The sequence below is a fragment of the Faecalibacterium sp. BIOML-A1 genome (assembly GCF_009679715.1).
Taxonomy (GTDB): domain Bacteria; phylum Bacillota; class Clostridia; order Oscillospirales; family Ruminococcaceae; genus Faecalibacterium; species Faecalibacterium taiwanense.
In genome coordinates this window covers 1-26,126 of record NZ_WKZJ01000012.1, presented here as the reverse complement: position 1 = coordinate 26,126, position 26,126 = coordinate 1, and the positions used below count along the sequence as shown (strand labels likewise).

The window sequence follows — 26,126 nt, the reverse complement described above, 5'->3', positions numbered from 1 at the left end:
ATGGCCAGAGCGCACGCGGAGGCCATTCTAAATGGTCAAGATGGTCAGGCCCACAGATTTTCCGGGTACTGGCCCTCTGCCGTTTTGCGGGCGATGGCTTCCACCACCAGCGGCTTGTCCTCACGGTAGGTAACGCCGTACCATTTATCCGTGCTGCGCAGCACCTGAATTTTTGCCTTGCCCTCTTCGATCAGTTCCGTGACCACCAGCGGCAGGAAATACTCACACTTGAGCGGGTTTTTAGGCAGATTTTCGGTCAGCCAGCCCGCAAAGCGCTGCTCGGCTTCGTCCAGAAAGCTTTTGCCAAAGCCCCACAGGTTCATGCTCACCGGGGTATCGCCAGGCAGGTCGGTCCAGCTTGCGCCGCCGTCCTCGGTGAAGTGTACGCCGTTTTCGTACGTTTCAATGCGGGTGCGTTCGGTCACACTGTGCAGAGTGCCGTCGGGTTCGGTCACGCATACGCCGCGGGCCACGCTGCCATTCTCGGAGACAGTGTTCCGGAGCAGATAGCTTACCATGCAGTAGTCGTAATAGCTGCCGTCCTCGTGGGTGGACAGGTAATCATACATCACCCGGAAGGCCTCCGGGCCGTAATAATCATCGGCATTGATGACCGCAAACGGGCCGTCGATGAGGTCCTTTGCAGCCAGAACGGCGTGGCAGGTGCCCCAGGGCTTGACACGGCCCTCCGGCACGGCAAAGCCTGCGGGCAGCTCATCCAGCTGCTGGAAGGCGTATTTCACGTTCATGGCCTTGGATACACGCTCGCCGATGGCTGCCTTGAAAGCATCCTCGATCTCATGCTTGATAACAAAGATCACCGTCTCAAAGCCTGCGCGGCGGGCATCGTAAAGGGAATAATCCACGATCACCTGACCGTTCGGCCCCACCGGGTCGATCTGCTTCATGCCGCCGTAGCGGCTGCCCATGCCAGCCGCCATGACCACCAGTACCGGTTTGTTCATATAAGGTTCCTCCCGTATCTGAGCCGCAGCCGCGGCAGAATATTTATTGTCTCATTATACTCCATTTTGGACAGAAAAACAATTTGAAATGGCTCCGCCTCGCTCTGCCATTTTTCAATCGTCCCTTCGTTCCGCAAGTTAAAATTTCCAAAATATGCAATTTATTCTTGCAAAAGTATTGTTTTTGCCATGTAAATATTGTATAATGGCGGCATCAATGCAGGTTTTACCTGTCAAAAAGTGTCCTTTAGTGAAAGCAAAGCTTTCCAATACGATCAAGAAAAGAGGTATTTTATCATGAACGAAGCCGTTACCAAGCGCTTTCTGCTGTATTTCCGCCTGATGCTGCTGTTGTGGATCCTGATCGCCAATGCCATCATCCATGTGACCGGCCTGGAGTACAGCTGGCTGATCTTTCTGAGCAATATCATGATGTTCACGCTGGAAGGCGATGTGAAGGATCGCTTCGTCACCGTTGAGCTGGGTGGTCTTGTGGGCCTGATCCTCACTGTGATCGCTCTGCTTTCCATCACGGCCCTGACCCCGGTGCTGGGCGGCTTCTTCGGCTTCCTCATCCCGCTGGCCGTGGTGCTGTTCATCCTCATCATCCTGCACCCCTACGCACCCAAGGTGCTGAACAACGTGGGCTTTGCCTACCTGACTGTGGCCTGCATCGACACCACCGCTCTGGCCACCCACCTGCCCCAGTTCTTCATCACCTTCATCGTGGGTTCCGTTCTCTTCAACGGCGTGTGTGTGCTGCTGATGAAGCCCGCCAAGGCTCTGGCCGTCAAGAGCGTCCAGAAGGAAAATGCCTGATTTCCTTTTTGTAAAGCATCCAACGCCAAAGGCCGCTGTTTCCATTTGAGCAGCGGCCTTTGGCGTTTCGCTGCAGCAAAAAAAGCGCCGCTCTCCCCTGCCGGGAAAGCGGCGCTTTGTGTTTTGCAGTGTCTGCTTACAGGCTGCGGTTGCGGATCTCGGCAGTCACCTTTGCGATGAACGCATCCAGCTCCATCGTGGTGGTCTCGCCCTTGCGGTCACGCACCGAGATGTTGCCTGCCTCGGCTTCCTTGGCACCCAGAACCAGCATATAAGGCACACGGTCCACCTGCTGTGCCTCGCGGATCTTGTAGCCGATCTTCTGGTTGTCGTCGTCCAGCACAACACGGACACCGGCTTCCACCAGCTTTTCGGTCACGCCCTCGGCGTAGTCCAGCGTCTTTTCGGAGACGGGCAGCACCTTGACCTGCGTGGGAGCCAGCCAGGTGGGGAACTTGCCCTTGGTCTCTTCGATCAGGTAAGCCATGAAGCGGTCCAGAGAGCCCAGGATGGCGCGGTGCAGCACCACGGGGGTCTTTTCGGTGCCGTCCTTGTCCACGTAGGTCAGGTGGAACTTTGCGGGCAGGCAGAAGTCCAGCTGGCAGGTGGACAGGGTGTACTCGGCACCCACGGCGGGCTTGACGTTCACGTCCAGCTTGGGGCCGTAGAAGGCAGCCTCGCCGATCTCCTCGGTGAAGTGGATGCCCAGCTCGGTCAGCACTTCGCGCAGGGCCTGCTCTGCATGGTTCCACATGGCATCATCGTCGTGGTACTTCTTCTTATCGGCAGGATCACGCAGGCTCAGCACGCAGCGGTAATCGGTAATGTTGAAGTCCTTGTACACCTCAAAGATCAGGTCGCACACGTTTGCGACCTCGCTCTTGATCTGCTCCGGGGTGCAGAACAGGTGAGCATCGTTCTGGCAGAAGTGACGGCCGCGCTCGATGCCCTTCAGGGTGCCGGAGGACTCGTAACGGAAATCGTGGGCGATCTCACCGATGCGCATGGGCAGGTCACGGTAAGAATGGGGACGATTTGCGTAGATCATCATGTGGTGGGGGCAGTTCATCGGGCGCAGAACATAGCTCTCGCCCTCCATCTCCATGGCGGGGAACATGTTCTCACGGTAGTGATCCCAGTGACCGGAGGTCTTATACAGGTTCACAGTGCCGATGCAGGGAGTCATAACGTGCAGGTAGCCGCGTGCACGCTCCTTCTCCTTGATATAGTTCTCCAGCTCCTGCCAGACGGTGTAGCCTGCGGGCAGGAACATGGGCAGGCCGCGGCCAACCAGATCGTCGGTCATGAACAGGCCCATTTCCTTGCCGATCTTGCGGTGATCGCGCTCACGGGCCTCCTGCTGCTCCTTCTCCCAAGCATCCAGCTCTTCCTGATTGCGGAAGGCCACGCCATTGATGCGGGTGAGCATCTTGTTTTCCTTGTCGTTCTTCCAGTATGCGCCGGACTGCTGGGTGATCTTGAAGGCCTTCAGCGCCTTGGTGTAGGTCAGGTGGGGTCCGATGCACATATCCACGTACTCGCCCTGCTGGAAGAAGCTGAACTCGGTCTCCTCGGCCAGATCCGCCATGTGCTCGATCTTGTAGTTCTCCTTGCGCTCTTCCATCAGCTTCACGGCCTCGGCGCGGGGCAGGATGAAGGGCTTGATGGGCAAATTCTCCTTGACGATCTTGCGCATCTCTTTCTCGATGTTTGCCAGATCCTCGTCGCTGAGCTTCTGGTCGCCCAGATCGACGTCGTAGTAGAAGCCGTTCTCGGTAGCGGGGCCGAAGGCGAAATCAGCCTGCGGATACAGGCGCTTGATGGCCTGCGCCATGATGTGGGCTGCGGTGTGGCGGATAACGTGCAGTTCCTGATCCTGCGGGCACTCGTCCACATGACCGTCCTTATAGATGATCTTCATAATGTTTGCTCCTTTGACAGATAAAGTAAAACAAAAAAGCGCTTCATCCCGCACACTTACTCACGGGATGAAGCGCCTGAAAAAGTCAGAAACGTTCCACGGTTCCACCCGAATTGCACGCCTCTGCGTGCCACTCGCTGTGCTGTAACGGGCGCACCCGGCAGAGGTTCTCCTCTGCGCTCTGCGGTGGTAGAGCTCCGGCACATGGCAGGCCGCTTGCAGCACCCTTGCGGGGCAGCCCTCTCTGGGTCATGGAGAAACGGGAACTCAGTTTGTCCGCATCATCGCTTTTACAGGATGAAACTACGCTGATTGTAGCACGTCCCGCCGAAAAAATCAAGAGACGCAGCCATGAAATTTTTTCTTCATTTTTCTTCCTTCGGCTGCAGGAATTCCGAAAAAAGCTTGCTGGTGCGGAATCCCTGACTGGAATACAGGCTGTGATAGCCGGAGAACATATAGCTCAGGCCGCAGGCCAGCGCCATCAGCTCAAACCCGGCCCCGCTGAACAGCTCAGCCGCCAGTACAATGGAAGCCACCAGCGTATTGGTCGCCCCGCAGAACACGCACACCAGACCCACTGCAGCAGAAAAGCCCGCCGGGAGCCCCAGCAGCGGCCCCACCACGCAGCCAAACGTTGCGCCGATATAAAAACTCGGCACCACTTCGCCGCCCTTGAAGCCCACACTCAGGGTCAGCACTGTAAGCACCATTTTGCACACAAAGTCCCACGGCAGAGCCTGCTCCAGCTCAACGGCATCCATAATGACATCCATGCCGGCACCGTTATAGCGGCCCACCCCCATCAGGTAGGACAGTGCCACCACAGCCGCACCGCCTGCAGCAGCCCGCACCCACGGATTCGGCAGCAGTTTGGGGATCTCATGCTCAAAAAAGTGCAGCATCTGGCAGAAAATCACCGCCACCACCGCGCAGCACATGGCCAGCACGGCGGTGCGCACCACCGTCCGGGCATCCAGCGGCGGCGCTTCCATCACAAACCGTGTGGGCGCAATGCCGGCCTTCAGCGAGATGCTGTATGCAATGAGCGCCGCCAGAAAGCCCGGCACGAAGGCCACGGTCAGCATCAGACCCACATCCACCACCATCATCGCAAACAGGGTCGCGGTCAGCGGTGTACCGAACAGCGCCGAAAAAAATGCCGCCATGCCGCACACGGTAGCCGTGCGGCAGTCATGATTGTTGAAGTGCAGCACCCGGCCGATATTCCAGCCGATGCTGCCGCCCATCTGCAGCGCTGCGCCCTCGCGGCCGGCCGAGCCGCCGCACAGATGGGTGAGCACAGTGCCCAGAAAGATGGCCGGGACCAGCCACGGCGTCACCGAGCTGCCGTCCTGCACGGCCCGCAGCACATCGTTGGTACCCTTGCCGACACAGCCCGTCGCCTTATACAGAGCCGTGATGGCGATGCCCGCCGCAGGCAGAAGCCATAGCAGCCAGACCTGCTCTGCGCGCTGCTCGGTCACCCATTCCACTGCCAGATGGAACAGCGTTCCGATGCCGCCGCACAGCACGCCGGTGCACACAGCCAGAAGCGTCCACCGGAACAGCGCCAGAAGCGAGACCCGGATCGCTTCCTTATAATGCAGGAACCATTCCTTTATTTTCCACATGTTTCTTCCCCGCACCTCTCTTATTTTCGATCTGATTTTGTCTATATGCGCCAAAACATAACATGTTTTTCTATCAATGTCAACCAAAGAATGGCAAAGGATATTATACAACTTTTACATGCCCGGTAAAACAAATGCCAAAAGCCCCGCTTCTTTGTGCGCAGAAGCGGGGCTTTTGAGTCGGATCAGAAAAAAGGAAAAAGGAGAACAAAGGGAGTTTGTCGGGGCGAGGCCCCTCCATCTGCTTTCGCAGACCGTTTGGCCGCTCGAAAGCTCCACTGGAGCTTTCGTTGCTGACGCAAACGCGTATATCACGCCGCTGTACAGAGGCCGGTGTCGTGCCGGTGCACCTGCACCGCAGCGGGACAGCTGTTAGAATTTTGGAGCTTTACTCCACATCCTGCAGGGCGGCAAAGTCCTCTTCGCCGGTGCGGATCTTGACCACGCGGGTCACGTTGTACACAAAGATCTTGCCGTCGCCGATATGGCCGGTGTACAGTGCCTTCTTGGCGGCCTCCACCACAGCGTCCACGCTGATCTTGGAGACGATCACCTCCACCTTGATCTTGGGCAGCAGGGTGGTATCCACAGGCACGCCGCGGTACTTCTCGGAAGTGCCCTTCTGGATGCCGCAGCCCATCACCTGCGTGACGGTCATGCCGGTAACGCCCAGATCGTTGAGGGCAGTCTTGAGCTGATCGAACTTGGAAAGCTTTGCAATGATGGACACCTTGTGCATACCGGTGTCGTACACGCCATCGTGGATCACGGGCGAAGGCTCGCGCACCACAGGAACGGCAGCACTGATCTGCTTGTCGGTGGCCTTGGTCACATCGTCCTCGCCGAGGTCGGTGTTCTCGTTGGGCACCATGGCAGCAGAGTTTGCATCGGAGATGGAGAAACCAGCGTAAGCGGATGCCAGACCATGCTCGTGGATATCCAGACCGTCGATCTCCACCTCTGCGGGAACGCGCAGGCCGATGAACTTATCGATGAGCTTGAAGATAATGAACATCACAACGACAACGTAGATGTCAACGGTAACGAGGCCCAGCAACTGGGTGCCCAGCTGTGCCAGACCGCCGCCGTAGAAGAGACCTGCGTGCTCAGTGTTGGCACCGGTGGAGAACAGGCCCACCGCAATGGTGCCCCACACGCCGTTTGCAAAGTGGACGGAAACTGCACCAACAGGGTCATCCACCTTGGCGATGTTATCGAAAAACTCAACGCTCAGAACAACGAGCAAGCCGGCCACAAAGCCGATGAAGAATGCGCCGAAGGGAGAAACGGTATCGCAGCCTGCAGTGATCGCCACCAGACCGGCCAGAGAACCGTTCAGGGTCATGGAAACATCGGGCTTGCCGTAGCGCAGCCAGGTGAAGATCATGGTCACACAGGTGGCAACGGCTGCAGCAAGGTTGGTATTGAAACAGACCAGACCGGTCATGGTCATGGCCTCGTCGGTGGCAAGGCTCAGAGAAGAACCGCCGTTAAAGCCGAACCAGCAGAACCACAGGATGAACACGCCCAGAGCACCGGCGGTCAGGTTGTGGCCGGGAATGGCATGAGGCTTGCCGTTCTTGTCGTACTTGCCGATGCGGGGACCCAGCATCCATGCGCCCAGCAGAGCGATGACACCGCCCACATTGTGGACTGCTGCAGAGCCTGCAAAATCATGGAAGCCCATGCTCTGCAGCCAGCCGCCGCCCCACATCCAGTGGCCGCAGATGGGGTAGACCACCAGCGAGATCGCAGCGGAATAAACGCAGTAAGCCTTGAAGTTGGTGCGCTCGGCCATGGAGCCGGAAACGATGGTGGCAGCCGTTGCGCAGAACACGGTCTGGAACACGATGTAGACCCACAGCGGGATATCCAGACCCAGATGGCTGTAATCGCCCTGAATGAACGGGTCGAAGCCGCCGATCAGTGCGCCGGTGCCGCCGAACATCAGGCCAAAGCCGATGATCCAGTAGCACGGGGTGCCGATGCAGAAGTCCATCATATTCTTCATCAGAATATTACCGGTGTTCTTGGCACGGGTGAAACCGGCTTCGCACAAGGCGAAGCCCGCCTGCATGAAGTAGACAAGGAACGCTCCCACGAGCGTCCAACAGGTGTTGATGGAGCTGAACATAACTTTTCATACCTCCCACGAATGTGATGCCGCAAGGCCACCAGAACCTTTTGGCGTGTGCGGTGTTCCCCGTGCCGATCGCACGCAGGAACGCTTCATTTGCACTCAGGAGACCCTCTATCCTCCCCCGAGCGGCAATATCCCCGAAAACACAAAAGGCGCTGGCGGAATCTCTTCCGTCAGCGCCTTTGCTTTCGATGGCAAGAGTATAGTCCCTTTGTGCAAAAGTGTCAAGGGCTCATGTCAAGGTTTTACGTTTTTCACAACGCAAAGAAAGTTATCACGGCAAAAGTTTGGCAAAACTCTGTTTTCAGCTGCGCACTAGTCATTCTTTTCCGCTTCTGTGTCGTTTTCCGCTTTTTTGCGGCCGGAGCGGTGTCCGCCCTGCATTTCCCAGTGCAGCATCAAGCTCATCATGGCGCGCAGTGCAAAGGTGGCAGCCAACGGCACCACCGACTCCAGATTCTGCAAAAGGAAGGTCTTTGCGATCTCCGCCGACATCAGGAATTCCAGCGCCGTGGTCAGGCCGCTGCTCATCTCGTGGTGGAAATCATGGTGGTCATGGAAGAAGGTCGCCCGCACATAGTGGTAGGTGGCCTTGATAAGACTGGTGACGATGATAAACAGACCAATCACTTCGGCAAGGCCCGCGATCATGGGCACTGCGGTCTCCAGAAAGCCTTCCAGTCCATGGGTAATGCCTGCGTTCAGATGATAAAGCCAGCCCATAGCAGCATCCTCTTACAGCAGCGTCTTGACGTATGCTGCCAGCTCCTCGTCCTTGCAGGAGGCGAAGAACAGCTCGCTGAACTTTGCACCGGCCACAGCGCCCTTCAGCAGGTCCTGATCGATGCTCTTCAGGCACTCGATCAGCGGCTTGAAGGTAGCGGCACGCACGCCGTCCAGAATTTTCTTGTTGCGCTGCTCAGGCTCCACGCGCTCCTTGGGGTAGCCCTGACCGTGGCCGAAGCCGAACAGTTTCTCGAAGCAGTACTCAAGGTTCAGCTCACCGCCCCAGCCGAAGCCCTTGGCAAACGGCATGGCAACGGCGTTGCCGTCGTTCACGTGGGCAAAGGTGTAGGCATCCACAGGGTCCTCCACATGGCCGCAGATCACGCCGGGGAAGCTGTTCAGAGCCAGCATGGCACCCTCGCCGGTGCCGCAGCCGGTGATGACGTAATCGGCTGCGCCGCTGTTCAGCAGGATGGCAGCCAGAATGCCGCACTGCACATAGGTCAGCTGGGCAGCATCGTCGGCAGCGTACATGCCGTAGTTGACCACCTCGTGGCCCATGGGCTCCACCACCTTTTTCAGGGCAGCTTCAATGATGCCATTCTTGGCGGCCTGACTGTTCTCGTTGATGAGTGCAATCTTCATAGTAGTTTCTTCTCCTTTTATGATCTTCTCCTGCAGGTGCAGGTGTTATACAAAGTCCTCGCGCATGGGGGTAAAGAAGTCCAGCATCACGCCGCCTTCCAGACACACACAGCCGTGCATCACGCCGTCCTGCTTGAGCAGGGTGTCGCCGGGGCCCACCTCGCGGGTCTCGTCGCCGATGGTAAAGCGGTAGCGGCCGGAGACGATGTAGGTGACCTGCGTGTGCGGGTGGCAGTGCATGGCACCCACACCGCCGGTTTCAAAGGTATTTTCCACGCACATGGCATCCTTGCTGTAGGCCAGAATGCGGCGCTTTACGCCCTTGCCGCACACCTCCGGCTCGATCTCGGCATGGGGCACCCATACTGCGTCTTTATGCTGTTTTTCCATTATAACACAACATCCTTTCCCATACAAACACAAAAAGCGGCAGCCAGCAGGCAAAGCCTGCCCGGCTGCCGCCGTGCTCAGTCCTTTGGGATATCCTCAGCCATTACTGGGGCTGCTTGCCGATGTAAGCCAGAATGCCGCCATCGACGTACAGGATCAGGCCATTGACAAAGTCAGAAGCCTCGGATGCCAGGAAGACAGCAGGTCCGCCCAGATCCTCTGCCTCGCCCCAGCGGCCTGCGGGGGTCTTGGCAACGATGAACTGGTCGAAGGGATGACGGCTGCCGTCGGGCTGGATCTCGCGCAGAGGTGCGGTCTGCGGGGTAGCGATGTAGCCGGGTCCAATGCCGTTGCACTGGATGTTGTATGCGCCGTACTCAGAAGCGATGTTCTTGGTGAGCATCTTCAGGCCGCCCTTGGCTGCAGCGTAGGCGGAGACGGTCTCACGGCCCAGCTCACTCATCATGGAGCAGATGTTGATGATCTTGCCGCCGCCCTGTGCGATCATGTCGGGGATGATGGCCTTTGCCACGATGAAGGGAGCGTTCAGGTCAACATCGATGACCTGACGGAACTGAGCAGCGCTCATCTCGGTCATGGGGATGCGCTTAATGATACCGGCGTTGTTGACCAGAATGTTGATGTGGCCAACTTCCTCGGTGATCTTTGCCACCATAGCGTTGACGGCATCCTCATCGGTCACGTCGCAGACATAGCCGTGAGCCTTGATGCCTGCTTCTTCGTAAGCAGCGATGCCCTTATCCACCAGCTCCTGCTTGATGTCGTTGAACACGATGGTTGCACCGTTGGCTGCCATTGCCTTTGCAATAGCCATGCCGATGCCATAAGATGCGCCGGTGATCAGCGCGACCTTGCCGGTCAGATCAAAAGATTTGGGAGTGCACTGTGCCATAATAGAGTCCTCCAATCAAATTGTTCCTTTGCGGGGAAGCCCCGTTCTTGCCTTGCAGGATGCCCAAAGCTGAACTCTCGGTTTTAGCATCCTTCTTGTATACAGGGTAACATTCTTTTTGGGCTCTGTCAAGGCATTTTCTTCTGCATTTTTGCTGTATTTTTAATTTTCCGGGAAATTTTTTCGTGAAAAGTCGTGCAAAGCTGCAAAAACCCGGGTTTTTCTTGTATACACGGTTTCAGTCATTAGCGGTGCGCACAATTTCGGCGGAAAAATTTGGGCTTGTTGACAAGAGCCATATTGAGCCATCCAGAATATCATCCCAGCTTCTTTTTCTGCTGCCGTGCCACAATGGGCATCAGCAGGGAGGCAGGCAGCAGCTTCTGCGCCGTGGTGCATGCCCGCATAAAGGCCGAGGGCACAATGATGATCCTGCGGTGCATCATGCCGTGCATGGCTTCCTGTACGCAGAACTCCGGCGTGATGCCCTTGAGGGCAAACACCACCCCCGCCCGGTCGTTGAACTCGGTATCCACCGGCCCCGGGCAGAGCGCACACACGTAGACCGGGCTGTGCAGCTCCTGCAGCTCCCGGGCAACGCCCCGGGTCAGGCTGACCACATAGGCCTTGCTGGCATAGTAGCCCGCCATATAGGGCCCGCCGGGCAGCAGCCCCGCCGAGGACGCCACGTTCAGGATGGTGCCGCCGCCTGCCGCGTGCATCCTGCGCACCGCAAAGCGGAACAGCCGCGCCATGGCTTCCACATTCACCCGGATCATTTCCTCTTCCCGGGCGTCGTCGGTCTCCAGATAGCTGCCGCACACGCCAAAGCCCGCGTTGTTGATAAAGATATCAATGGTCTCCCCCTCCAGCTCCTTGAAAAGGCGCTGGCAGTCCTCTTCCTTTGCAAGATCGGCAGGCAGGATGCGGCAGGGCGTGCCCAGTTTTGCGGCCAGCGCTTCCAGCCGGTCGGTGCGGCGGGCGGTCAGGATGAGCCGGCAGCCCAGCTTTGCATAGCGGCGTGCAAACTCCTGCCCGATGCCGGAGCTTGCGCCAGTGATCCAGATGGTCTTTTGCATGGTGATTTTCCTTTTTCCTCTCGCCCCCAGAGCGGGGGCTTTCTGTACTTGTTGCCCCTATTTTAACACAGTTTGACCGCATTTTCTATGCAATTTTCGTAAACTATAAAAAGAGTGTCCGGAACACCTGCGGCATCCCGGACACTCTCATAGATTTTATTTCAACAGGTTGTCGTTGTCGAAGTAATCGATCCGCATGGACTTGCGCACCTCGGCCAGCGTGGCGGCGGCAGTCTTTTCGGCATAAGCGCTGCCCTCCTTCAGGATCTCCACCACCTCGGGCAGGCGCTGCTCCCACTCTTTGCGGCGGGTGCGGATGGGCTCCAGCTCGGCCTGCATGACGCTGTTCAGGAACTTTTTCACCTTCACGTCGCCCAGACCGCCGCGCTGGTAGTGTGCCTTTACCTCGTCGAGGTTCTGGTATTCCGGCCAGAACTCGGCAAAGTGCTCCGGGCGGCAGAAGGCATCCAGATAGATGAACACCGGGTTGCCCTCCACCTTGCCGGGATCCTGCACACGCAGGTGGTTGGGGTCGGTGTACATGGACATGACCTTCTTTTTGATGTCCTCCGGTTCCTCGGACAGGTAGATGCAGTTGCCAAGGCTCTTGCTCATCTTGGCCTTGCCGTCGGTGCCGGGCAGGCGCAGGCAGGCGGCGTTCTGGGGCAGCACGATCTCCGGCTCGGTCAGGGTATCGCCGTAAACAGCGTTGAATTTGCGCACGATCTCGCAGCACTGCTCGATCATGGGCTTCTGGTCCTCACCGGCAGGCACGGTGGTGGCGTGGAAGGCGGTGATGTCCGCAGCCTGACTGATGGGGTAGCAGAAGAAGCCCACCGGGATGCTGGTCTCAAAGTTGCGCATATGGATCTCGCTCTTGACGGTGGGGTTGCGCTGCAGGCGGCTCACGGTGACGAGGTTCATATAGTAGAAGCTCAGCTCAGTCAATTCCGGCACCATGGACTGGATGAAAATATGGGTCTTGGCGGGGTCGATGCCGCAGGCCAGATAATCCAGCGCCACCTGCAGAATGTTCTGGCGCACCTTTTCCGGGTTGTCGGCGTTATCGGTCAGGGCCTGTGCATCGGCGATCATAACGTAGATCTCATCGTACTCGCCGGAGTTCTGCAGGCGCACCCGCTCCTTCAGGGAACCGACATAGTGACCCACATGCAGGCGGCCGGTGGGACGGTCGCCGGTCAGAATGATTTTTTTCATGATGTTCTCCTTTATTTTGCCGGAAGGCGGCTCGCCCTCTCCGTCTTTGCTCCGCAAATCCACCTCTCCCAAAGGGAGAGGCCTTGGCATAACGGTATACTTCGTGTAGACTGCCAAAGGCTCCCACTTTGGGGGAGCTGGCGCGAATGCGCCTGAGAGGGCGAGGATGCTGCCCTTAAAAGCATCCGCCCACCAACAAATTTTCAATTCTAAAACACGCTTTAAGTATATCCCGCCTCGCATTTTCTGTCAACAAAAGCGGCCGGAGAAAAAGAAAAAAGCGATGGAAAACTTCCATCGCTTTGCTGGCGCCTCTTGCCTGACTCGAACAGGCGACACCCTGATTAACAGTCAGGTGCTCTAACCGACTGAGCTAAAGAGGCATTTATATAAAACGGCACATGACCGTTTTACTACTATAAAATGGTGACCCGTACCGGAATCGAACCGATGTTAAAGGCGTGAGAGGCCTCTGTCTTAACCGCTTGACCAACGGGCCATACGTCCATTTTGCATCGGGTGTTCGCTCCCGACTTGGCTATTTTAGCATAGCACGCCTGCTTTGTCAACACAAAAATTCAATTTTTTCAAAAAATCTTCCGCACTCGGGCCGCGCCGGTGTGGAACAGGCCCAGCGCCAGCCCCAGATATACGCCGACCACCGTATCGTTCTGGTCAAATTCCATCTGCTGGCGCTGCGGCAGGCCGGCCAGTGTACCCTTGTATACGCACCGCAGCTCTTCCAGCCGGGTGTAGTCGTTCGGGTGCATCAGGGTGCTGTGCTTGGGCAGCTCCATGGCACCGCTCTTTTCCAGCACCTCGCTGACGAACTGGGAGCAGAAATAGTGCCGGCGGCGCTTCCAGCGGATATGCATCCCGCAGAGCGCAAGACCGATAACGTTGAACTGGTAAAGGCTGCCGTGGGCCATCATGTGCTCGGCACGGCGGCGGGCACGGGTGTAGGCTTCATCGCTCACATCCAGCGCATACAGTGCACAGGGCACGTTCTCCCGCAGACGGAACACACCCCGGTTCAGGTATTCCCTGCTGGGCCCTGCCGGGAACATGGTATAGCCGTTTTTGCGGGTAGAGCTGTACAGGCAGCTCAGGTCTTCGTCAAAAGCCAGCGAAGCGTGGGTATAATTTGCACCGGTAACAGCGTAAACAAGGTTTGAAAGCAGGGTACCCGACCGGGTGAGCAGGATGTAGATGGTCTTCATGATCTTTTTCCTTTTTATATGTAGCACACAGAAAAAGCGGGGCTGTCCTTTTGTCAGATACAGTATACCACAGGCAAAGCTTCTTTGTCATAAAAATCGTCAAAATCTCGTAAATTTTGCACAAATCGGGCTGTGGATCCTGTTCCGCTCTTCCCTGCCGCGCCGTTTTGCGGGAAGGGCCGTTTTTGTGCTCGGTTTTTCATGCATCCCAGCTCGTCAAAATTTTATCAAAAAATTGTTTTTCTGCCTTTCCACCTTATTTTTTCAGGTCTCGTCCCCTGCTTTTGTTTCCTGAAATTGTTTCAGGCAGTTAAATTTCTTAATGAAATTTGTTTCTTTTCTGCAAATAGCACGATTCGTTTATTGATTTCGGGATACTTTTATGTATAATGGTATACAGGAGAATTTGCATTTACAAACTGCAAGCCTTCTGCGCAGCGCCCGGCCCGCCGGGAAACGCTGTGCCCTATACAGGACGTATGGATCAAACGAAAGTAGAGGTATAGCGAATATGGCAAAGTTGGATCTTACCAAGTATGGCATTACCGGCACGACTGAGATCGTGTACAACCCCTCCTACGAGCAGCTGTTCGAGGAAGAGACCAAGCCCGGTCTGGAAGGCTACGAAAAGGGCCAGGTCAGCGAGCTGGGTGCTGTGAACGTTATGACCGGCATCTACACCGGCCGTTCTCCCAAGGACAAGTTCATCGTTATGGACGAGAACTCCAAGGACACCGTGTGGTGGACTTCCGACGAGTACAAGAACGACAACCACCCCGCTTCTCAGGAAGCATGGGCTGCTGTGAAGGCCATCGCTCAGAAGGAGCTGTCCAACAAGCGCCTGTACGTGGTGGATGCATTCTGCGGTGCCAACAAGGATACCCGCATGGCCATCCGCTTTGTCATGGAAGTTGCATGGCAGGCACACTTCGTCACCAACATGTTCATCAAGCCCACCGCTGAGGAGCTGGAGAACTTTGAGCCCGATTTCGTTGTCTACAACGCATCCAAGGCCAAGGTTGAGAACTACAAGGAGCTGGGCCTGAACTCTGAGACTGCTGTTGTGTTCAACATCACCAGCAAGGAGCAGGTCATCGTGAACACCTGGTACGGCGGCGAGATGAAGAAGGGCATGTTCTCCATGATGAACTACTTCCTGCCGCTGAAGGGCATGGCTTCCATGCACTGCTCTGCCAACACCGACCTGAACGGCGAGAACACCGCCATCTTCTTCGGTCTGTCCGGCACCGGCAAGACCACCCTGTCCACCGATCCCAAGCGTCTGCTGATCGGCGATGACGAGCACGGCTGGGACGACAACGGCGTGTTCAACTTCGAGGGCGGCTGCTACGCAAAGGTCATCAACCTGGATAAGGACTCCGAGCCCGATATCTACAACGCCATCAAGCGCAACGCTCTGCTGGAAAACGTCACTCTGGATGCCGAGGGCCACATCGATTTCGCCGATAAGAGCGTTACCGAGAACACCCGTGTGTCCTACCCCATCAACCACATCAAGAACATCGTCCGCCCCATTTCTTCTGCACCCGCTGCAAAGAACGTCATCTTCCTGTCTGCTGACGCATTCGGCGTTCTGCCCCCGGTCTCCATCCTGAGCCCCGAGCAGACCCAGTACTACTTCCTGTCCGGCTTCACTGCAAAGCTGGCAGGCACCGAGCGCGGCATCACCGAGCCCACCCCCACCTTCTCTGCATGCTTCGGCCAGGCCTTCCTGGAGCTGCACCCCACCAAGTATGCTGAGGAGCTGGTCAAGAAGATGCAGAAGAGCGGCGCTAAGGCTTATCTGGTCAACACCGGCTGGAACGGCACCGGCAAGCGCATCTCCATCAAGGATACCCGCGGCATCATCGACGCCATCCTGAACGGCGACATCAACAATGTGCCCACCAAGAAGATCCCCTACTTCGACTTCGAGGTTCCCACCGTGCTGAACGGCGTGGACACCGGCATTCTGGATCCTCGCGACACCTATGCTGACGCTTCCCAGTGGGAAGAGAAGGCCAAGGATCTGGCAAGCCGCTTCATCAAGAACTTCAAGAAGTACGAGGGCAACGAGCACGGCAAGGCTCTAGTCTCTGCCGGCCCCCAGCTGTAAGCTGATCTCTGCCTGATACTGAAGCGATAAAAAAGGACGTGTTCCCGCAAGGGAGCACGTCCTTTTTGTTTTGCAGACCGGCAGGTAAACGCTCCGTCGGTTGTGTTTTCCACATTTCTGTGTTATCCTGTGGAAAAGGATGTGAGCAGAATGGATGCAAAAGAATTTGGTGCATTCCTTGCACAAGTGCGCCGGGAGCGGAACATGACGCAGGCCGAACTGGCTCAGCAGCTTCACGTTACGGATAAAGCCGTCAGCCGCTGGGAACGCGGCATCGGGCTGCCAGACATCAACACGCTGGAGCCGCTGGCCGATGTGCTGGGCCTGACCCTCGCTGACCTGATGCACTGTCATGACTCCCGTCAAAAAGATGACACTCCTCCCGTTCCTCTGGAAGATTTTTTCACCATGCTGCGCCGCCAGCACACTGTAGACTGGCGTTCTGTGCGTACTGCTCTTCTTGCATTAAGCATTGCACTTGCCCTGTGGGGAATTTTTGCCTGTCCAGGCAGATTAGCTGTGCACTGGCGGACTCTCAGCGATGGTTCGCTTCAGGCCGACGGCTGGATGTCCTCCCTGGTCATTTTTCCATTGTTTGCCGGATTTGAATTTCTATCTCTTGAGCTCTGGAACAATTTTGAGCAAACTGGTTACTACCGGCGCTGGGGTGAGGTGAATCTTTTTATCATTCACGCCATGTCTCTCGGCACGCCGCTTACCCGTCTGATGCGGCTCGTGCTGGATCTTCTGTTCTTTTTCTGTTTTGGATTTCTGCTTCCATGCTGCGAAGCATGGCTGATCCTTTTGAATTAAATGCCGCTTTCCTCTGCGTCCCCACCCGTGAAAAAGCAAAAGAGCAAAGCCCGCCGGCTTTGCTCTTTTGCATAAGCATCAATCATTTTTCCGCTGCTATGCCCAGAGCGCAGCGGAGGGCATTTTAAATCGTTTTTACTTGGCAGCGTCGAACTCTGCCTCGATCTCTGCCGAGGGTGCCGGGGTGACAAGGCTCACCACAACACAGACCACCAGAGAGATCAGGAAGGCAGGCAGCAGCTCGTAGATGCCAAACACGCCGCCCAGCGGGCTGATGATGTACTTCCATACAAAGACCATCAGGCCGCCGGAGAGCATACCGGCCAGTGCGCCCTGCCAGTTGCAGCGCTTCCAGAACAGGGAGCACAGCACCACTGCGCCAAAGGAGCCGCCAAAGCCGGCCCATGCAAAGCTGACGATGCCGAACACGCTGGAGTTGGGGTCGCGGGCCAGCACCACGCCCACCACGCTGATGCAGATGATGGTCAGGCGTGCGGCGAACAGGCTCTGCTTCTCGGTCAGCTTCATGCGGCCGAACTCCTGCAGGATGTTCTGGGATACGCTGGAGGCCGCTGCCAGCATCTGGCTGTCGGCGGTGGACATGGTAGCGGCAAGGATGCCGGCAAGGATCAGACCTGCCAGAATGGCTGCCAGCACGCCGTGCTGAGCGATCAGGCTGGCCACGCGCACGATTAGGGTCTCGCTGGAAGAACCGCTCAGGAACTCCAGTGCGCCCGCCTTGGTCATGCCCAGACCCACCATGCCGATGACGATGGAAGCGGTCATGGCAATGACCACCCACACGCTTGCAATGCGGCGGCTGAGCACCAGCTTCTTTTCGTCCTCAATGGCCATGAAGCGCAGCAGGATGTGGGGCATGCCGAAGTAGCCCAGACCCCATGCCAGCGTGGACGCGATGTCCAGCAGGCTGTAGGAGGTGGCGGTGTTGTCTGCCGCATTGTGGCTTGCAGCCATGGTCAGGTAGCCGGGCAGGCTGCGGGCGTTGTCCAGAACCACGTCCCAGCCGCCTGCCACGTTGACGCCATACACCAGCACCGCGATCAGCGCCATGCTCATGACAACGGACTGGATCAGGTCGGTGGTAGACACAGCGCGGAAGCCGCCCATGATGGTGTAGCCCACAATGACCACAGCGGACAGGATCATAGCCGCCATGTAATCCACGCCAAACAGGCTGTTGAACAGCTTGCCGCAGGCGGCAAAGCCGGAAGCGGTGTACGGGATGAAGAACACGATGATGATGACCGCGCCCAGCGCGTTGAGCAGGTTGCGCTGGTCATGGAACCGCAGGGAAAGGAACTGCGGCACCGTGATGGCATCCAGATTGGCCGAGTAGCGGCGCAGGCGGCGGGCCACGATGAGCCAGTTGAGCCACGTGCCCACGGCAAGGCCGATGGCCGTCCAGCCCGGCGATGCGATGCCGGTGAGGTATGCAAGACCCGGCATACCCATCAGCAGCCAGCTGGACATATCGCTGGCTTCGGCGCTCATGGCCGTGACCAGCGGGCCCATCTTGCGGCCGCCGAGATAGAAATCGCTGCTGTCCTCGTTGGATTTGCTGTACACAAAGCCAACCAGCAGCATTCCCACCAGATAGATCACAATGGTGGCGATGATGCAGATGTTGATCATTCAGATTACCCCTCTCTCTTCCCCACAATGGGAATATATTGTTAATAATACCACAAAAACCAGCATTCCTGCAAGCTTTTTGCACAATTCCGGAGCACAAAGTGCCATTTTTACGGCTTTGACCAGAAAATCTGGCAAAGCAGGCCTAAAATCCGTCACCCTTACCCGCCGGGCAAATTGCAAAACACCTCTGCCGCGTGCTATAATCGGGCCAGATCCATAGGGAAGGAAGTTGTATCATGGCACAGATCACCATCCGCAACGCCGCACTTGCCGATGCGCCGCGCATTCTGCAAATTTACGCATGGTATGTGGAGCATACGGTCATTACTTTTGAATACACCGTGCCGTTGCTCGCCGAGTTCGAGGGCCGGATGCGGCACACGATGCAAAAATATCCGTATCTGGTCATTGAAAAGGATGGCCGCATCGAGGGCTACGCTTACGCCGGAGCCTTTGTGGGCCGCGCCGCCTATGACTGGGCCTGCGAGCTGACCATCTATCTGGACCACAACGCCCAGAAGTGCGGCATGGGCCGGATGCTGTACGAAGCACTGGCGGACCGTTTAAAGGATATGGGCATTCTGAACCTGTATGCCTGCATCGGCTTCCCGCAGGTAGAGGACGAATACCTGACCAAAAACAGCGCCCAGTTCCACGCGCATCTCGGTTTTGCGCTGTGCGGCACCTTCCGCAACTGCGGCTACAAGTTCGGCCGCTGGTACGATATGGTGTGGATGGAAAAGATCATTGGGGAGCACAAAGCCGATCAGCCCGCCGTAAAGGCCTATCATTACGAATAAAAGCACCCGCTGTCAGCCTTACCGGGCCATGACAGCGGGTGTTTTTTACTTTTTCAAAAAGAAATCCGGGAACCGCTCCAAGATCTGGGCAAAGTTTTCGCGGTACATGCCAAGATGATGCTCAAACAGCGCTTCCGCGTCCACCTGCGGCGGCAGGCCGTCGCGCAGATAGACAAAGATCTGCACGTGCTCTTTCTGCACCGAAGCGATATTTCCCCGGCAAAGGGCCGAGTCCAGATAGCGCACGCGGTCCATGTGGGAAGTGACGTTGTGCATGGCTTCCCAGATACGGTCATAACCGGAATCGTGGTACAACAGCCGGTGGAAGTCGTTGTCCAGCGAGATGAAAAAATCATCCGCCGCATCCTGATCAAGGTACAGGTCGGTGTTCTGCCGGTCCAGCAGGGCTCGGAATTCGTCCAGCTGCTCCGGCGTCAGTTTCCCGGCCAGACCGCGCAGCAGCGCCGGCTCCAGAATGCGGCGCATGGCAAAGCCCTCGTTCAGGTACGGAATGCTGATCTTGGACACGATGCTGCCGCGCTGCGGCAGAACATCCACCAGCCATTCGCCCTTCAGCATCATCAGCGCTTCGTGCACCGGCGTGCGGCTCATCGTCAGCTGCTCGCACAGGTCGGCTTCGCTCAGTTGACAGCCCGGCTGCAACTGCAATGTCATGATATTCTTGCGCAGCATCCGGTACGCATAGGCGCGGTTGTTTTCCTCCGGCCTGCGCGGGTCCAGCAGCAGCGGCAGGCTGACGGCTTTTTCTTCTCTCATAGCGGTTTCCTTTTTTGCTTGCCGTAATTTTACCGCAGGGCGCACCGCCCCGCAGACATCCGAAATCATTCTTATTATAAAGCATCCCGCGGCACATGTCAAAAAGAAAAAGCACCAAGCATTGCTGCTTCGTGCTTTTTTGTGGTGCGCCTCGCGCACTCCTATCCGAACGGTGCGCCGCTGGTGGCCATCACCGGCCAAGTGGGCACCGACCGGCTGCACATCCCGGTGGTGAATACCATGATGGCAAAGGGCATCATCCCCATGGATGACAAGTACAGCCTGTGGACCATCGGCATCCCCCAGAAGGACTATGTGAACCAGCTGTTCGACCGGGCCGATCCATATTCTGTACTTTTTTATTTGCTCTTTGTCATTTTTATTTTTGAATAAGTATTACTTCTGCCATTATTCTGCAATAAACTTTCCAAAATCAAGTCCAGAACACTATACTGTCACGCCCAGTTCATCCGGCCGTAGCGGGTGGTCAGCTGGCAGATCTCCTTTTGAAGCTTCTTTGTCAGCTGGGTCTTTTTCAGCCGCCAGCGCCAGTTCTGGCCCACGGTGGAGGGTTTGTTGATGCGGGCAGAGTTGTCCAGCCCCAGCCAGTCCTGCATGGGAACGATGCAGGTCGCCGCTGCGCTGCGCAGGATCAGTGCAATCATGCTTTTATAGAGCTGCTCCTCCGGGGTGGCGTAGTCGTACAGATAGTCCCGCACCATGGCGCGCTCGGCATCGGTGACAGTCTGATACCACGATACCAGCGTCTCGTTGTCGTGGGTGCCGGTATAGGCCACGCTGTTCACCGGGTAGTTGTGGGGCAGATAGTCGCTGGCACTGCCGGTGTCCCGGGAGTCAAAGGCAAATTCCAGCACCTTCATGCCGGGGAAGCCGCTGTCCCGCACCAGCTGACGGACCGTCTCGCTCATATAACCAAGATCCTCCGCAATGATCTCCCGCTTGCCCAATGCCTGCTCCACGGCACGGAACAGCTCGATCAACCACATCGAGAACCCCAACCTGCTGGCCACCAAGATCATCGTGCCGCATCAGCTCATCGTACGGGAAAGCTGCTGCCCGCCGCCGGAGATCTGATGTGCAAAAAACGAGGCCGTTTCCTCTCATTTCCAGAGAGGCAGAACGGCCTCGTTTTGCTTATTTTTTCCGGTACTCCCGGGGTGTCATGCCGAAGTGCGCCTTGAACGCCCGGTTAAAATAGGAGAGGTTCTCAAACCCGCACCGGGAAGCGATGGTCAGAACCGTCTCATCCGTGGCCTGCAGCGCTTCGGCGGCGGCGTTGAGCCGGAACTCGTTCAGAAAGGCCACAAAGCTCTGCCCGGTCATCTGCCGGAACCACCGCATGAAGTGGCTGGCACTGAAGGAGCAGACCCCGGCGGCATCGGAGACCCGGAGTTCCTCGGTATAATGGGCCGAGAGCCATTGCAGGAGCGTTTTCAGCCGCTGGGTGTCGGCTGTCTCGGCGGCAAGCCGCTGCCGGCCCTGTGCAAGGAGCAGGGCAAGAAACCGCAGCAATGCCCCCTTGACCTGCAGCTCGTAGCCGGGGAGCTTGGCGCGGTTGGCATCCTCCACCTCCCGCAGGCAGGCGGCGGCCTGCAGATAGCACAAATCGTTCGGGGTCAGCCGCGCAGGCAGCGACAGGCGCCCGCTTTGCAGCGGAAGCAGATATTTCTCGGCACAAAGGTCCTCTGCGCCGCCCAGAAGCTCCAGCTCAAAAATGATATTTTCGTATTCCATGCACTGCCCTTCGGCCTGCCGCAGGGCATGGAGGGTGCCGGGCGTAAAAATAAAGATGTCCCCCATGCGGGCCTGGCAGCTCTCAGCGCCCACCTGCACCAGTCCTGTGCCCCGCTTGACAAAGACCAGCTCCATGCTCTCCTGCCAGTGGAGCGCCACCTGCGGAAAGTCCTCCGGAATGGTGCAGGGATACAGATTGAAGGGAAACCGCACGGCACCATGCTGCTTGGTCTCCTGCAAAGATGCCTGATTTTGCATCGTTTCACCTCCCGATGATAGGATTGTACCACAGTCTGCGCTTTTTAGGCAAGATTTTGATTGTTTTATGTGGTATATCTGGAAGTACAGATGTCAAACCTGTTTTCCGCAAGGTGTATTTGAAAACAAAGAAAATGACGAATATTTCGCAAGCACAAGTGGGATCCAAGGCTGTTTCACGCAAGATCCGGCTGTGCTTGTAGAAACAGACTCTATTTTCGACTTTTCAGATACACCCTAACAAAGGAGGATGCATTTATGAGCTTTACCGAAACGTTACAGGGTCTCACGGGCACGCCGCTGGCAGACTGCACGAATCAGGAGCTGTATCTCGCGCTGCTGGAACTCGTCCGGCAGAAGAGCGCCGACCGTGTGCAGCCGGTCACCGGCCGCAAGCTGTACTATATCAGCGCCGAATTTCTCATCGGCAAGCTGCTGTCCAACAACCTCATCAATCTGGGACTGTACGATGAAGCCCGCGATGCACTGGCTGCCGTCGGCAAGAGCCTTTCCGATATCGAAGAGGTAGAGCCGGAACCTTCTCTGGGCAACGGCGGTCTGGGCCGTCTGGCTGCCTGCTTCCTCGACTCTCTGGCAACGCTGAACCTGCCCGGCGACGGCGTGGGCCTGCGGTATCACTTCGGCCTGTTCCACCAGTCCTTTGAGGACGGCGTGCAGAACGAAAAGCCTGACCCGTGGCTCACCGCCCACAGCTGGGCAGAAAAGACCGACATCACCTACCCGGTGGAGCTGGCGGGCAAGGAATACACTGCCCGGCTGTACAAGCTGGCCGTTACCGGCTACGAGGGCCGCACCAACACCCTGAACCTGTTTGACCTTGACACCATCGATGAGAGCATCGTCCATGACGGCATTGCCTTCGATAAAACTGCCATCGACAAGAACCTGACCCTCTTCCTCTACCCGGACGATTCCGATGAGGCAGGCCGCCGCCTGCGGGTGTACCAGCAGTACCTGATGGTCTCTGCCGGTGCCCAGCTCATTCTGGCCGAGTGTGCCGCCCGGGGCTGCGATTACCATGATCTGGCCGACTACGCCGCCATCCAGATCAACGACACCCACCCCAGCATGGTCATCCCGGAGCTGATCCGGCTGCTGGGCGAAAAGGGCATCGAATTTGAGGAAGCCGTAAAGATCGTCACAAAGACCTGCGCCTACACCAACCACACCATTCTGGCCGAAGCGCTGGAAAAGTGGCCCCGCGCCTATCTGGATACCGTGGTGCCCCAGCTAATGCCCATTATCGAAAAGCTGGACGCACTGGCCCGCACCCGCACCAAGGACGAGAGCCTTGCCATCATCGACAAGGACGACCGGGTGCACATGGCCCACATGGACATCCACTTCACCCACTCCACCAACGGCGTGGCGGCGCTGCACACCGAGATTTTGAAAAAATCCGAGCTGCACGGCTTTTACGAGCTGTATCCGGAAAAGTTCAACAATAAGACCAACGGCATCACCTTCCGCCGCTGGCTGCTGGAATGCGACCCCCGCCTGACCGCCGCACTGGAACAGCACATCGGCTCCGGCTTCCGTAAGGATGCCACCGAGCTGGAAAAGCTGCTGGCTTTTGCTGACGACGAAGCTGTACTGGAGCAGCTGACCGCTGTGAAAAAGGCCAACAAGGAAGCACTGGCAGACTGGCTGCTGCGCACCCAGAAGGTGAGTGTGAACACCGATGCTGTGTTCGATATCCAGTCCAAGCGCCTGCACGAGTACAAGCGCCAGCAGCTGAACCTGCTGTACCTCATCCATCAGTACTACGAGATCAAGGCCGGGCACCTGCCCGCTGCTCCGCTGGTGAGCATCTTCGGTGCCAAGGCGGCACCTGCCTACACCATTGCAAAGGACATCATCCATGCGCTGCTGACCCTGTCCAAGGTCATTGCCGCAGACCCGGAAGTGTCCAAGTGGCTGCAGGTGGTGTTCGTGGAGAACTACAACGTTACCGCCGCCGAAAAGCTGATCCCCGCCTGCGACCTGTCCGAGCAGATCAGCCTTGCCTCCAAGGAAGCTTCCGGCACCGGCAACATGAAGTTCATGCTGAACGGCGCGCTGACGCTGGGCACCATGGACGGTGCCAATGTGGAGATCAGCCAGCAGGTGGGCGAGGAGAACATCTATATCTTCGGCCAGACCTCCGATCAGGTCATCCACCGCTACGCCGTGGGCGACTACGACCCCGCCCAGTGGGTGGAGGGCGATGCCAACATCCGCCGCGCCATCAACTTCCTCACCGGCCCGGAGATGCTGGCCGCCGGTCACGCCGAAAACCTGACCCGCCTGCACAACGAGCTGATCCATAAAGACTGGTTCCAGACCCTGCCGGACTTCAACGCCTACGTTGTGCGCAAGGGGCAGGCCCTCAGCGATTACGCCTGCGACCCGAAAGGCTGGCGGCGCAAGTGTCTGGTGAACATTGCCAAAGCGGGCATGTTCTCCTCCGACCGCACCATTGCCGAGTACGACCGCGACATCTGGCATCTGGGCGAATAGTTTATTATCGCAATTTTATTGATCTTCTGCCGCAGGACGAGATCTATCTAACCATGGGCACCGCCTACGATTTGCGGCATCAAAGAAGATTTCCAAAATCTACTGTACGCAAAATTTCTATCGGCACAAACTCTATGCTGCCAGAATTTCTGCGCGACCCGCAGACATGGACCATCACCACGCAGGAAACCGCCGAAATGATGTTGCTACAGAATGCGAATCTACGCTGCTGTCCCATCACGGAAGACCCACCGCCAGAGCGTACCGCCTATCTTTTGCTTTATAAGTACCTGAAACCGTGGATCAACGACCTGTGCGCTCTCTTTCTGGATGAGGTGGTTACCGCCATCCGGAAGCACCCCTATTTGGAGCTGCTCTATGAGCCGGGCGCAGATGAACACAAATAAAAGACGGGGTGCTGCACAAATGCACAGCACCCCGTCTTTTACTTATTCTGCTTTCCTCCATCTGCCGCAGCTGAGCGGTCAGAACCTTCTGAGTTACATGACCGATTCTGTGACCGCTCTGCTGGAACTGCTGAAGAATGCAGACCCCGAAGTAAAGGCGCAGCTCCGTCTGGCTCTGCTGACCTAATGCAAAATTTACCACGCATTTCAAAGCAATTCCAGCCCATGCAGAGGATTCCTATGAAAACACCAACCGTGCAAAAACCGTGCATTGACCGTGCAAGCCCCGATTTTTCGGGGTTACATAACAAAAAAGAACGCCAAATCTTACGATTTGGCGTTCAATATCTGGTGCACCTCCAGGGACTCGAACCCTGGGCCCACTGATTAAGAGTCAGTTGCTCTACCAACTGAGCTAGAGGTGCATATTATCAGAATGCGGTTTCTTCATTCNCATTCCAGTGCCACCTATCAGCTGATGATCTCTGGCGGCGATGTGAAGGCCGTTCAGGGCACCGCAGGACACGCTACGGCGGATATGCTGGTGAACACCTATGCGCATATCCAGCAATCCTCCCGTGTAGAGCTGGGCAGGAAGTTCGAGGAAAGCTTCTATGCTAAGTCCGAAAGCCCCAGCCCGCAGGCTGTACCCGCTGCAGGCGAACCGACCATCTCTATGACCGCTCTGCTGGAGCTTCTGAAGAATGCAGCCCCCGAAGTAAAGGCGCAGCTCCGTCTGGCTCTTCTGACCTGATGCAAAATTTACCACGCATTTCAAAGCAATTCCAGCCCATGCAGAGGATTCCTATGAAAACACCAACCGTGCAAAAACCGTGCATTGACCGTGCAGACCCCGAATTTTCGGGGTTACATAACAAAAAAGAACGNTGAGCGGTCAGAACCTTCTGAGTTACATGACCGATTCTGTGACCGCTCTGCTGGAACTGCTGAAGAATGCAGACCCCGAAGTAAAGGCGCAGCTCCGTCTGGCTCTGCTGACCTAATGCAAAATTTACCACGCATTTCAAAGCAATTCCAGCCCATGCAGAGGATTCCTATGAAAACACCAACCGTGCAAAAACCGTGCATTGACCGTGCAAGCCCCGATTTTTCGGGGTTACATAACAAAAAAGAACGCCAAATCTTACGATTTGGCGTTCAATATCTGGTGCACCTCCAGGGACTCGAACCCTGGGCCCACTGATTAAGAGTCAGTTGCTCTACCAACTGAGCTAGAGGTGCATATTATCAGAATGCGGTTTCTTCATTCTGATAACTCAAGTCGGCGACTACCTATTTTCACGCGCCGTTTCCAGCGAACTATCTTCGGCACAAGTGAGCTTAACTTCTGTGT

General features: G+C 56.8%; 23 protein-coding genes, 4 tRNA genes and 1 pseudogene. 9 read left to right on the top strand and 19 right to left on the bottom strand.

What is annotated here, in order from left to right:
• Positions 1 to 44: 44 nt before the first annotated feature.
• Positions 45 to 965, bottom strand: a complete 921-nt coding sequence (locus GKG36_RS11980; protein ID WP_097774179.1) for a sugar phosphate nucleotidyltransferase — start codon at positions 963 to 965, stop codon at positions 45 to 47.
• A 297-nt stretch (positions 966 to 1,262) separates the two neighbouring features.
• Here GKG36_RS11980 and GKG36_RS11975 point away from each other — a divergent pair, with 297 nt between their 5' ends.
• On the top strand, positions 1,263 to 1,784 hold the full coding sequence (locus GKG36_RS11975; RefSeq protein WP_154260925.1) for a hypothetical protein: 522 nt from the start codon (positions 1,263 to 1,265) through the stop codon (positions 1,782 to 1,784).
• Between the two features lie 136 nt (positions 1,785 to 1,920).
• Here the strand turns inward: GKG36_RS11975 and thrS are convergent, their stop codons facing one another.
• The 12 genes from thrS to GKG36_RS11915 form a co-directional block, all read right to left on the bottom strand.
• Positions 1,921 to 3,705: a threonine--tRNA ligase gene (gene thrS, locus GKG36_RS11970; protein ID WP_154260922.1), complete on the bottom strand. Its 1,785-nt coding sequence runs from the start codon at positions 3,703 to 3,705 to the stop codon at positions 1,921 to 1,923.
• Between the two features lie 365 nt (positions 3,706 to 4,070).
• The gene (locus tag GKG36_RS11965; protein WP_154256462.1) at positions 4,071 to 5,339 is read right to left on the bottom strand and encodes a chloride channel protein; all 1,269 of its coding nucleotides are present in this window, start codon (positions 5,337 to 5,339) and stop codon (positions 4,071 to 4,073) included.
• 388 nt (positions 5,340 to 5,727) lie between these two features.
• Positions 5,728 to 7,473: an ammonium transporter gene (locus GKG36_RS11960; protein WP_097781013.1), complete on the bottom strand. Its 1,746-nt coding sequence runs from the start codon at positions 7,471 to 7,473 to the stop codon at positions 5,728 to 5,730.
• Positions 7,474 to 7,794: 321 nt separating this feature from the next.
• On the bottom strand, positions 7,795 to 8,202 hold the full coding sequence (locus GKG36_RS11955; RefSeq protein WP_097774183.1) for a DUF1622 domain-containing protein: 408 nt from the start codon (positions 8,200 to 8,202) through the stop codon (positions 7,795 to 7,797).
• A gap of 12 nt (positions 8,203 to 8,214) precedes the next feature.
• Positions 8,215 to 8,850 (bottom strand): RpiB/LacA/LacB family sugar-phosphate isomerase, encoded by a 636-nt coding sequence (locus GKG36_RS11950; RefSeq protein ID WP_097781014.1) that lies wholly within the window; start codon positions 8,848 to 8,850, stop codon positions 8,215 to 8,217.
• 45 nt (positions 8,851 to 8,895) lie between these two features.
• Entirely contained in the window at positions 8,896 to 9,240 is a 345-nt protein-coding gene (locus GKG36_RS11945) for a cupin domain-containing protein (protein WP_005938337.1), read from the bottom strand.
• Positions 9,241 to 9,343: 103 nt separating this feature from the next.
• On the bottom strand, positions 9,344 to 10,153 hold the full coding sequence (locus GKG36_RS11940; protein ID WP_097777087.1) for a gluconate 5-dehydrogenase: 810 nt from the start codon (positions 10,151 to 10,153) through the stop codon (positions 9,344 to 9,346).
• 317 nt (positions 10,154 to 10,470) lie between these two features.
• Positions 10,471 to 11,232 carry an SDR family oxidoreductase gene (locus tag GKG36_RS11935; RefSeq protein ID WP_005938331.1) on the bottom strand — a complete coding sequence of 254 codons (762 nt, stop codon included), beginning with the start codon at positions 11,230 to 11,232 and terminating at the stop codon, positions 10,471 to 10,473.
• 156 nt (positions 11,233 to 11,388) lie between these two features.
• On the bottom strand, positions 11,389 to 12,450 hold the full coding sequence (trpS, locus tag GKG36_RS11930) for a tryptophan--tRNA ligase (protein WP_097781017.1): 1,062 nt from the start codon (positions 12,448 to 12,450) through the stop codon (positions 11,389 to 11,391).
• Positions 12,451 to 12,756: 306 nt separating this feature from the next.
• A tRNA-Asn gene (locus tag GKG36_RS11925) sits at positions 12,757 to 12,833 on the bottom strand.
• Positions 12,834 to 12,874: 41 nt separating this feature from the next.
• Positions 12,875 to 12,949, bottom strand: a tRNA-Glu gene (locus GKG36_RS11920).
• 88 nt (positions 12,950 to 13,037) lie between these two features.
• Positions 13,038 to 13,670 (bottom strand): hypothetical protein, encoded by a 633-nt coding sequence (locus GKG36_RS11915; protein WP_154260920.1) that lies wholly within the window; start codon positions 13,668 to 13,670, stop codon positions 13,038 to 13,040.
• 511 nt (positions 13,671 to 14,181) lie between these two features.
• On the opposite strand from GKG36_RS11915, the gene pckA reads away from it, so the two are divergent.
• Together pckA and GKG36_RS11905 are read left to right on the top strand one after the other, a co-directional pair.
• Positions 14,182 to 15,786 carry a phosphoenolpyruvate carboxykinase (ATP) gene (gene pckA, locus GKG36_RS11910; RefSeq protein WP_097774186.1) on the top strand — a complete coding sequence of 535 codons (1,605 nt, stop codon included), beginning with the start codon at positions 14,182 to 14,184 and terminating at the stop codon, positions 15,784 to 15,786.
• A 150-nt stretch (positions 15,787 to 15,936) separates the two neighbouring features.
• Positions 15,937 to 16,599 (top strand): helix-turn-helix transcriptional regulator, encoded by a 663-nt coding sequence (locus tag GKG36_RS11905; RefSeq protein WP_154260918.1) that lies wholly within the window; start codon positions 15,937 to 15,939, stop codon positions 16,597 to 16,599.
• A 135-nt stretch (positions 16,600 to 16,734) separates the two neighbouring features.
• Here the strand turns inward: GKG36_RS11905 and GKG36_RS11900 are convergent, their stop codons facing one another.
• Positions 16,735 to 18,252 carry a sodium/proline symporter gene (locus GKG36_RS11900; RefSeq protein ID WP_154260916.1) on the bottom strand — a complete coding sequence of 506 codons (1,518 nt, stop codon included), beginning with the start codon at positions 18,250 to 18,252 and terminating at the stop codon, positions 16,735 to 16,737.
• 239 nt (positions 18,253 to 18,491) lie between these two features.
• Between GKG36_RS11900 and GKG36_RS11895 the strand changes: the two genes are divergently transcribed.
• Complete coding sequence (locus GKG36_RS11895) at positions 18,492 to 19,055, top strand: GNAT family N-acetyltransferase (protein ID WP_154260914.1); 564 nt, start codon at positions 18,492 to 18,494, stop codon at positions 19,053 to 19,055.
• Between the two features lie 45 nt (positions 19,056 to 19,100).
• Here the strand turns inward: GKG36_RS11895 and GKG36_RS11890 are convergent, their stop codons facing one another.
• On the bottom strand, positions 19,101 to 19,832 hold the full coding sequence (locus tag GKG36_RS11890) for a GntR family transcriptional regulator (RefSeq protein WP_173012970.1): 732 nt from the start codon (positions 19,830 to 19,832) through the stop codon (positions 19,101 to 19,103).
• A 198-nt stretch (positions 19,833 to 20,030) separates the two neighbouring features.
• Here GKG36_RS11890 and GKG36_RS11885 point away from each other — a divergent pair.
• A pseudogene (locus tag GKG36_RS11885) lies at positions 20,031 to 20,174 on the top strand (hypothetical protein); the annotation flags it as partial.
• Positions 20,175 to 20,287: 113 nt separating this feature from the next.
• Here GKG36_RS11885 and GKG36_RS11880 read toward each other — a convergent pair.
• The gene (locus GKG36_RS11880) at positions 20,288 to 20,839 is read right to left on the bottom strand and encodes a 4-alpha-glucanotransferase (protein WP_343252081.1); all 552 of its coding nucleotides are present in this window, start codon (positions 20,837 to 20,839) and stop codon (positions 20,288 to 20,290) included.
• On the opposite strand from GKG36_RS11880, the gene GKG36_RS14870 reads away from it, so the two are divergent.
• Positions 20,781 to 20,927, top strand: coding sequence for a hypothetical protein (locus GKG36_RS14870; protein ID WP_243139088.1), 147 nt, complete (start codon positions 20,781 to 20,783; stop codon positions 20,925 to 20,927). The genes GKG36_RS11880 and GKG36_RS14870 overlap by 59 nt on opposite strands.
• A gap of 60 nt (positions 20,928 to 20,987) precedes the next feature.
• Here the strand turns inward: GKG36_RS14870 and GKG36_RS11875 are convergent, their stop codons facing one another.
• Positions 20,988 to 21,845 (bottom strand): AraC family transcriptional regulator, encoded by an 858-nt coding sequence (locus tag GKG36_RS11875; protein ID WP_154260908.1) that lies wholly within the window; start codon positions 21,843 to 21,845, stop codon positions 20,988 to 20,990.
• A 258-nt stretch (positions 21,846 to 22,103) separates the two neighbouring features.
• On the opposite strand from GKG36_RS11875, the gene GKG36_RS11870 reads away from it, so the two are divergent.
• From GKG36_RS11870 to GKG36_RS11860, 3 genes are all read left to right on the top strand, one after another.
• A complete protein-coding gene (locus GKG36_RS11870; protein WP_154260906.1) occupies positions 22,104 to 24,365 on the top strand; it encodes a glycogen/starch/alpha-glucan phosphorylase in 2,262 nt (753 codons plus the stop codon).
• Positions 24,366 to 24,499: 134 nt separating this feature from the next.
• On the top strand, positions 24,500 to 24,772 hold the full coding sequence (locus GKG36_RS11865; RefSeq protein ID WP_154260904.1) for a hypothetical protein: 273 nt from the start codon (positions 24,500 to 24,502) through the stop codon (positions 24,770 to 24,772).
• Complete coding sequence (locus GKG36_RS11860) at positions 24,759 to 24,959, top strand: hypothetical protein (protein ID WP_154260902.1); 201 nt, start codon at positions 24,759 to 24,761, stop codon at positions 24,957 to 24,959. The genes GKG36_RS11865 and GKG36_RS11860 overlap by 14 nt, the downstream gene beginning before the upstream one ends.
• Positions 24,960 to 25,121: 162 nt before the next feature.
• On the opposite strand, the gene GKG36_RS11855 is transcribed toward GKG36_RS11860, so the two are convergent.
• Positions 25,122 to 25,197: transfer RNA gene (locus GKG36_RS11855), tRNA-Lys, on the bottom strand.
• A 741-nt stretch (positions 25,198 to 25,938) separates the two neighbouring features.
• Positions 25,939 to 26,014 (bottom strand) — tRNA-Lys (locus GKG36_RS11845).
• Positions 26,015 to 26,126: the final 112 nt, after the last annotated feature.

Bases quoted from the DNA above. Each gene is read 5' to 3' on its own strand.
- pckA (WP_097774186.1), top strand. From the start codon at position 14,182: ATGGCAAAGTTGGATCTTACCAAGTATGGCATTACCGGCACGACTGAG.
- GKG36_RS11940 (WP_097777087.1), bottom strand. From the start codon at position 10,153: ATGGCACAGTGCACTCCCAAATCTTTTGATCTGACCGGCAAGGTCGCG.
- GKG36_RS11955 (WP_097774183.1), bottom strand. From the start codon at position 8,202: ATGGGCTGGCTTTATCATCTGAACGCAGGCATTACCCATGGACTGGAA.
- GKG36_RS11950 (WP_097781014.1), bottom strand. From the start codon at position 8,850: ATGAAGATTGCACTCATCAACGAGAACAGTCAGGCCGCCAAGAATGGC.
- GKG36_RS11980 (WP_097774179.1), bottom strand. From the start codon at position 965: ATGAACAAACCGGTACTGGTGGTCATGGCGGCTGGCATGGGCAGCCGC.
- GKG36_RS11975 (WP_154260925.1), top strand. From the start codon at position 1,263: ATGAACGAAGCCGTTACCAAGCGCTTTCTGCTGTATTTCCGCCTGATG.
- GKG36_RS11965 (WP_154256462.1), bottom strand. From the start codon at position 5,339: ATGTGGAAAATAAAGGAATGGTTCCTGCATTATAAGGAAGCGATCCGG.
- GKG36_RS11960 (WP_097781013.1), bottom strand. From the start codon at position 7,473: ATGTTCAGCTCCATCAACACCTGTTGGACGCTCGTGGGAGCGTTCCTT.
- GKG36_RS11890 (WP_173012970.1), bottom strand. From the start codon at position 19,832: ATGAGAGAAGAAAAAGCCGTCAGCCTGCCGCTGCTGCTGGACCCGCGC.
- GKG36_RS11905 (WP_154260918.1), top strand. From the start codon at position 15,937: ATGGATGCAAAAGAATTTGGTGCATTCCTTGCACAAGTGCGCCGGGAG.
- GKG36_RS11900 (WP_154260916.1), bottom strand. From the start codon at position 18,252: ATGATCAACATCTGCATCATCGCCACCATTGTGATCTATCTGGTGGGA.
- thrS (WP_154260922.1), bottom strand. From the start codon at position 3,705: ATGAAGATCATCTATAAGGACGGTCATGTGGACGAGTGCCCGCAGGAT.
- GKG36_RS11945 (WP_005938337.1), bottom strand. From the start codon at position 9,240: ATGGAAAAACAGCATAAAGACGCAGTATGGGTGCCCCATGCCGAGATC.
- GKG36_RS11860 (WP_154260902.1), top strand. From the start codon at position 24,759: ATGAACACAAATAAAAGACGGGGTGCTGCACAAATGCACAGCACCCCG.
- GKG36_RS14870 (WP_243139088.1), top strand. From the start codon at position 20,781: ATGATCTCCCGCTTGCCCAATGCCTGCTCCACGGCACGGAACAGCTCG.
- GKG36_RS11915 (WP_154260920.1), bottom strand. From the start codon at position 13,670: ATGAAGACCATCTACATCCTGCTCACCCGGTCGGGTACCCTGCTTTCA.
- GKG36_RS11870 (WP_154260906.1), top strand. From the start codon at position 22,104: ATGAGCTTTACCGAAACGTTACAGGGTCTCACGGGCACGCCGCTGGCA.
- GKG36_RS11875 (WP_154260908.1), bottom strand. From the start codon at position 21,845: ATGCAAAATCAGGCATCTTTGCAGGAGACCAAGCAGCATGGTGCCGTG.
- GKG36_RS11895 (WP_154260914.1), top strand. From the start codon at position 18,492: ATGGCACAGATCACCATCCGCAACGCCGCACTTGCCGATGCGCCGCGC.
- GKG36_RS11935 (WP_005938331.1), bottom strand. From the start codon at position 11,232: ATGCAAAAGACCATCTGGATCACTGGCGCAAGCTCCGGCATCGGGCAG.
- trpS (WP_097781017.1), bottom strand. From the start codon at position 12,450: ATGAAAAAAATCATTCTGACCGGCGACCGTCCCACCGGCCGCCTGCAT.
- GKG36_RS11880 (WP_343252081.1), bottom strand. From the start codon at position 20,839: ATGTGGTTGATCGAGCTGTTCCGTGCCGTGGAGCAGGCATTGGGCAAG.
- GKG36_RS11865 (WP_154260904.1), top strand. From the start codon at position 24,500: ATGCTGCCAGAATTTCTGCGCGACCCGCAGACATGGACCATCACCACG.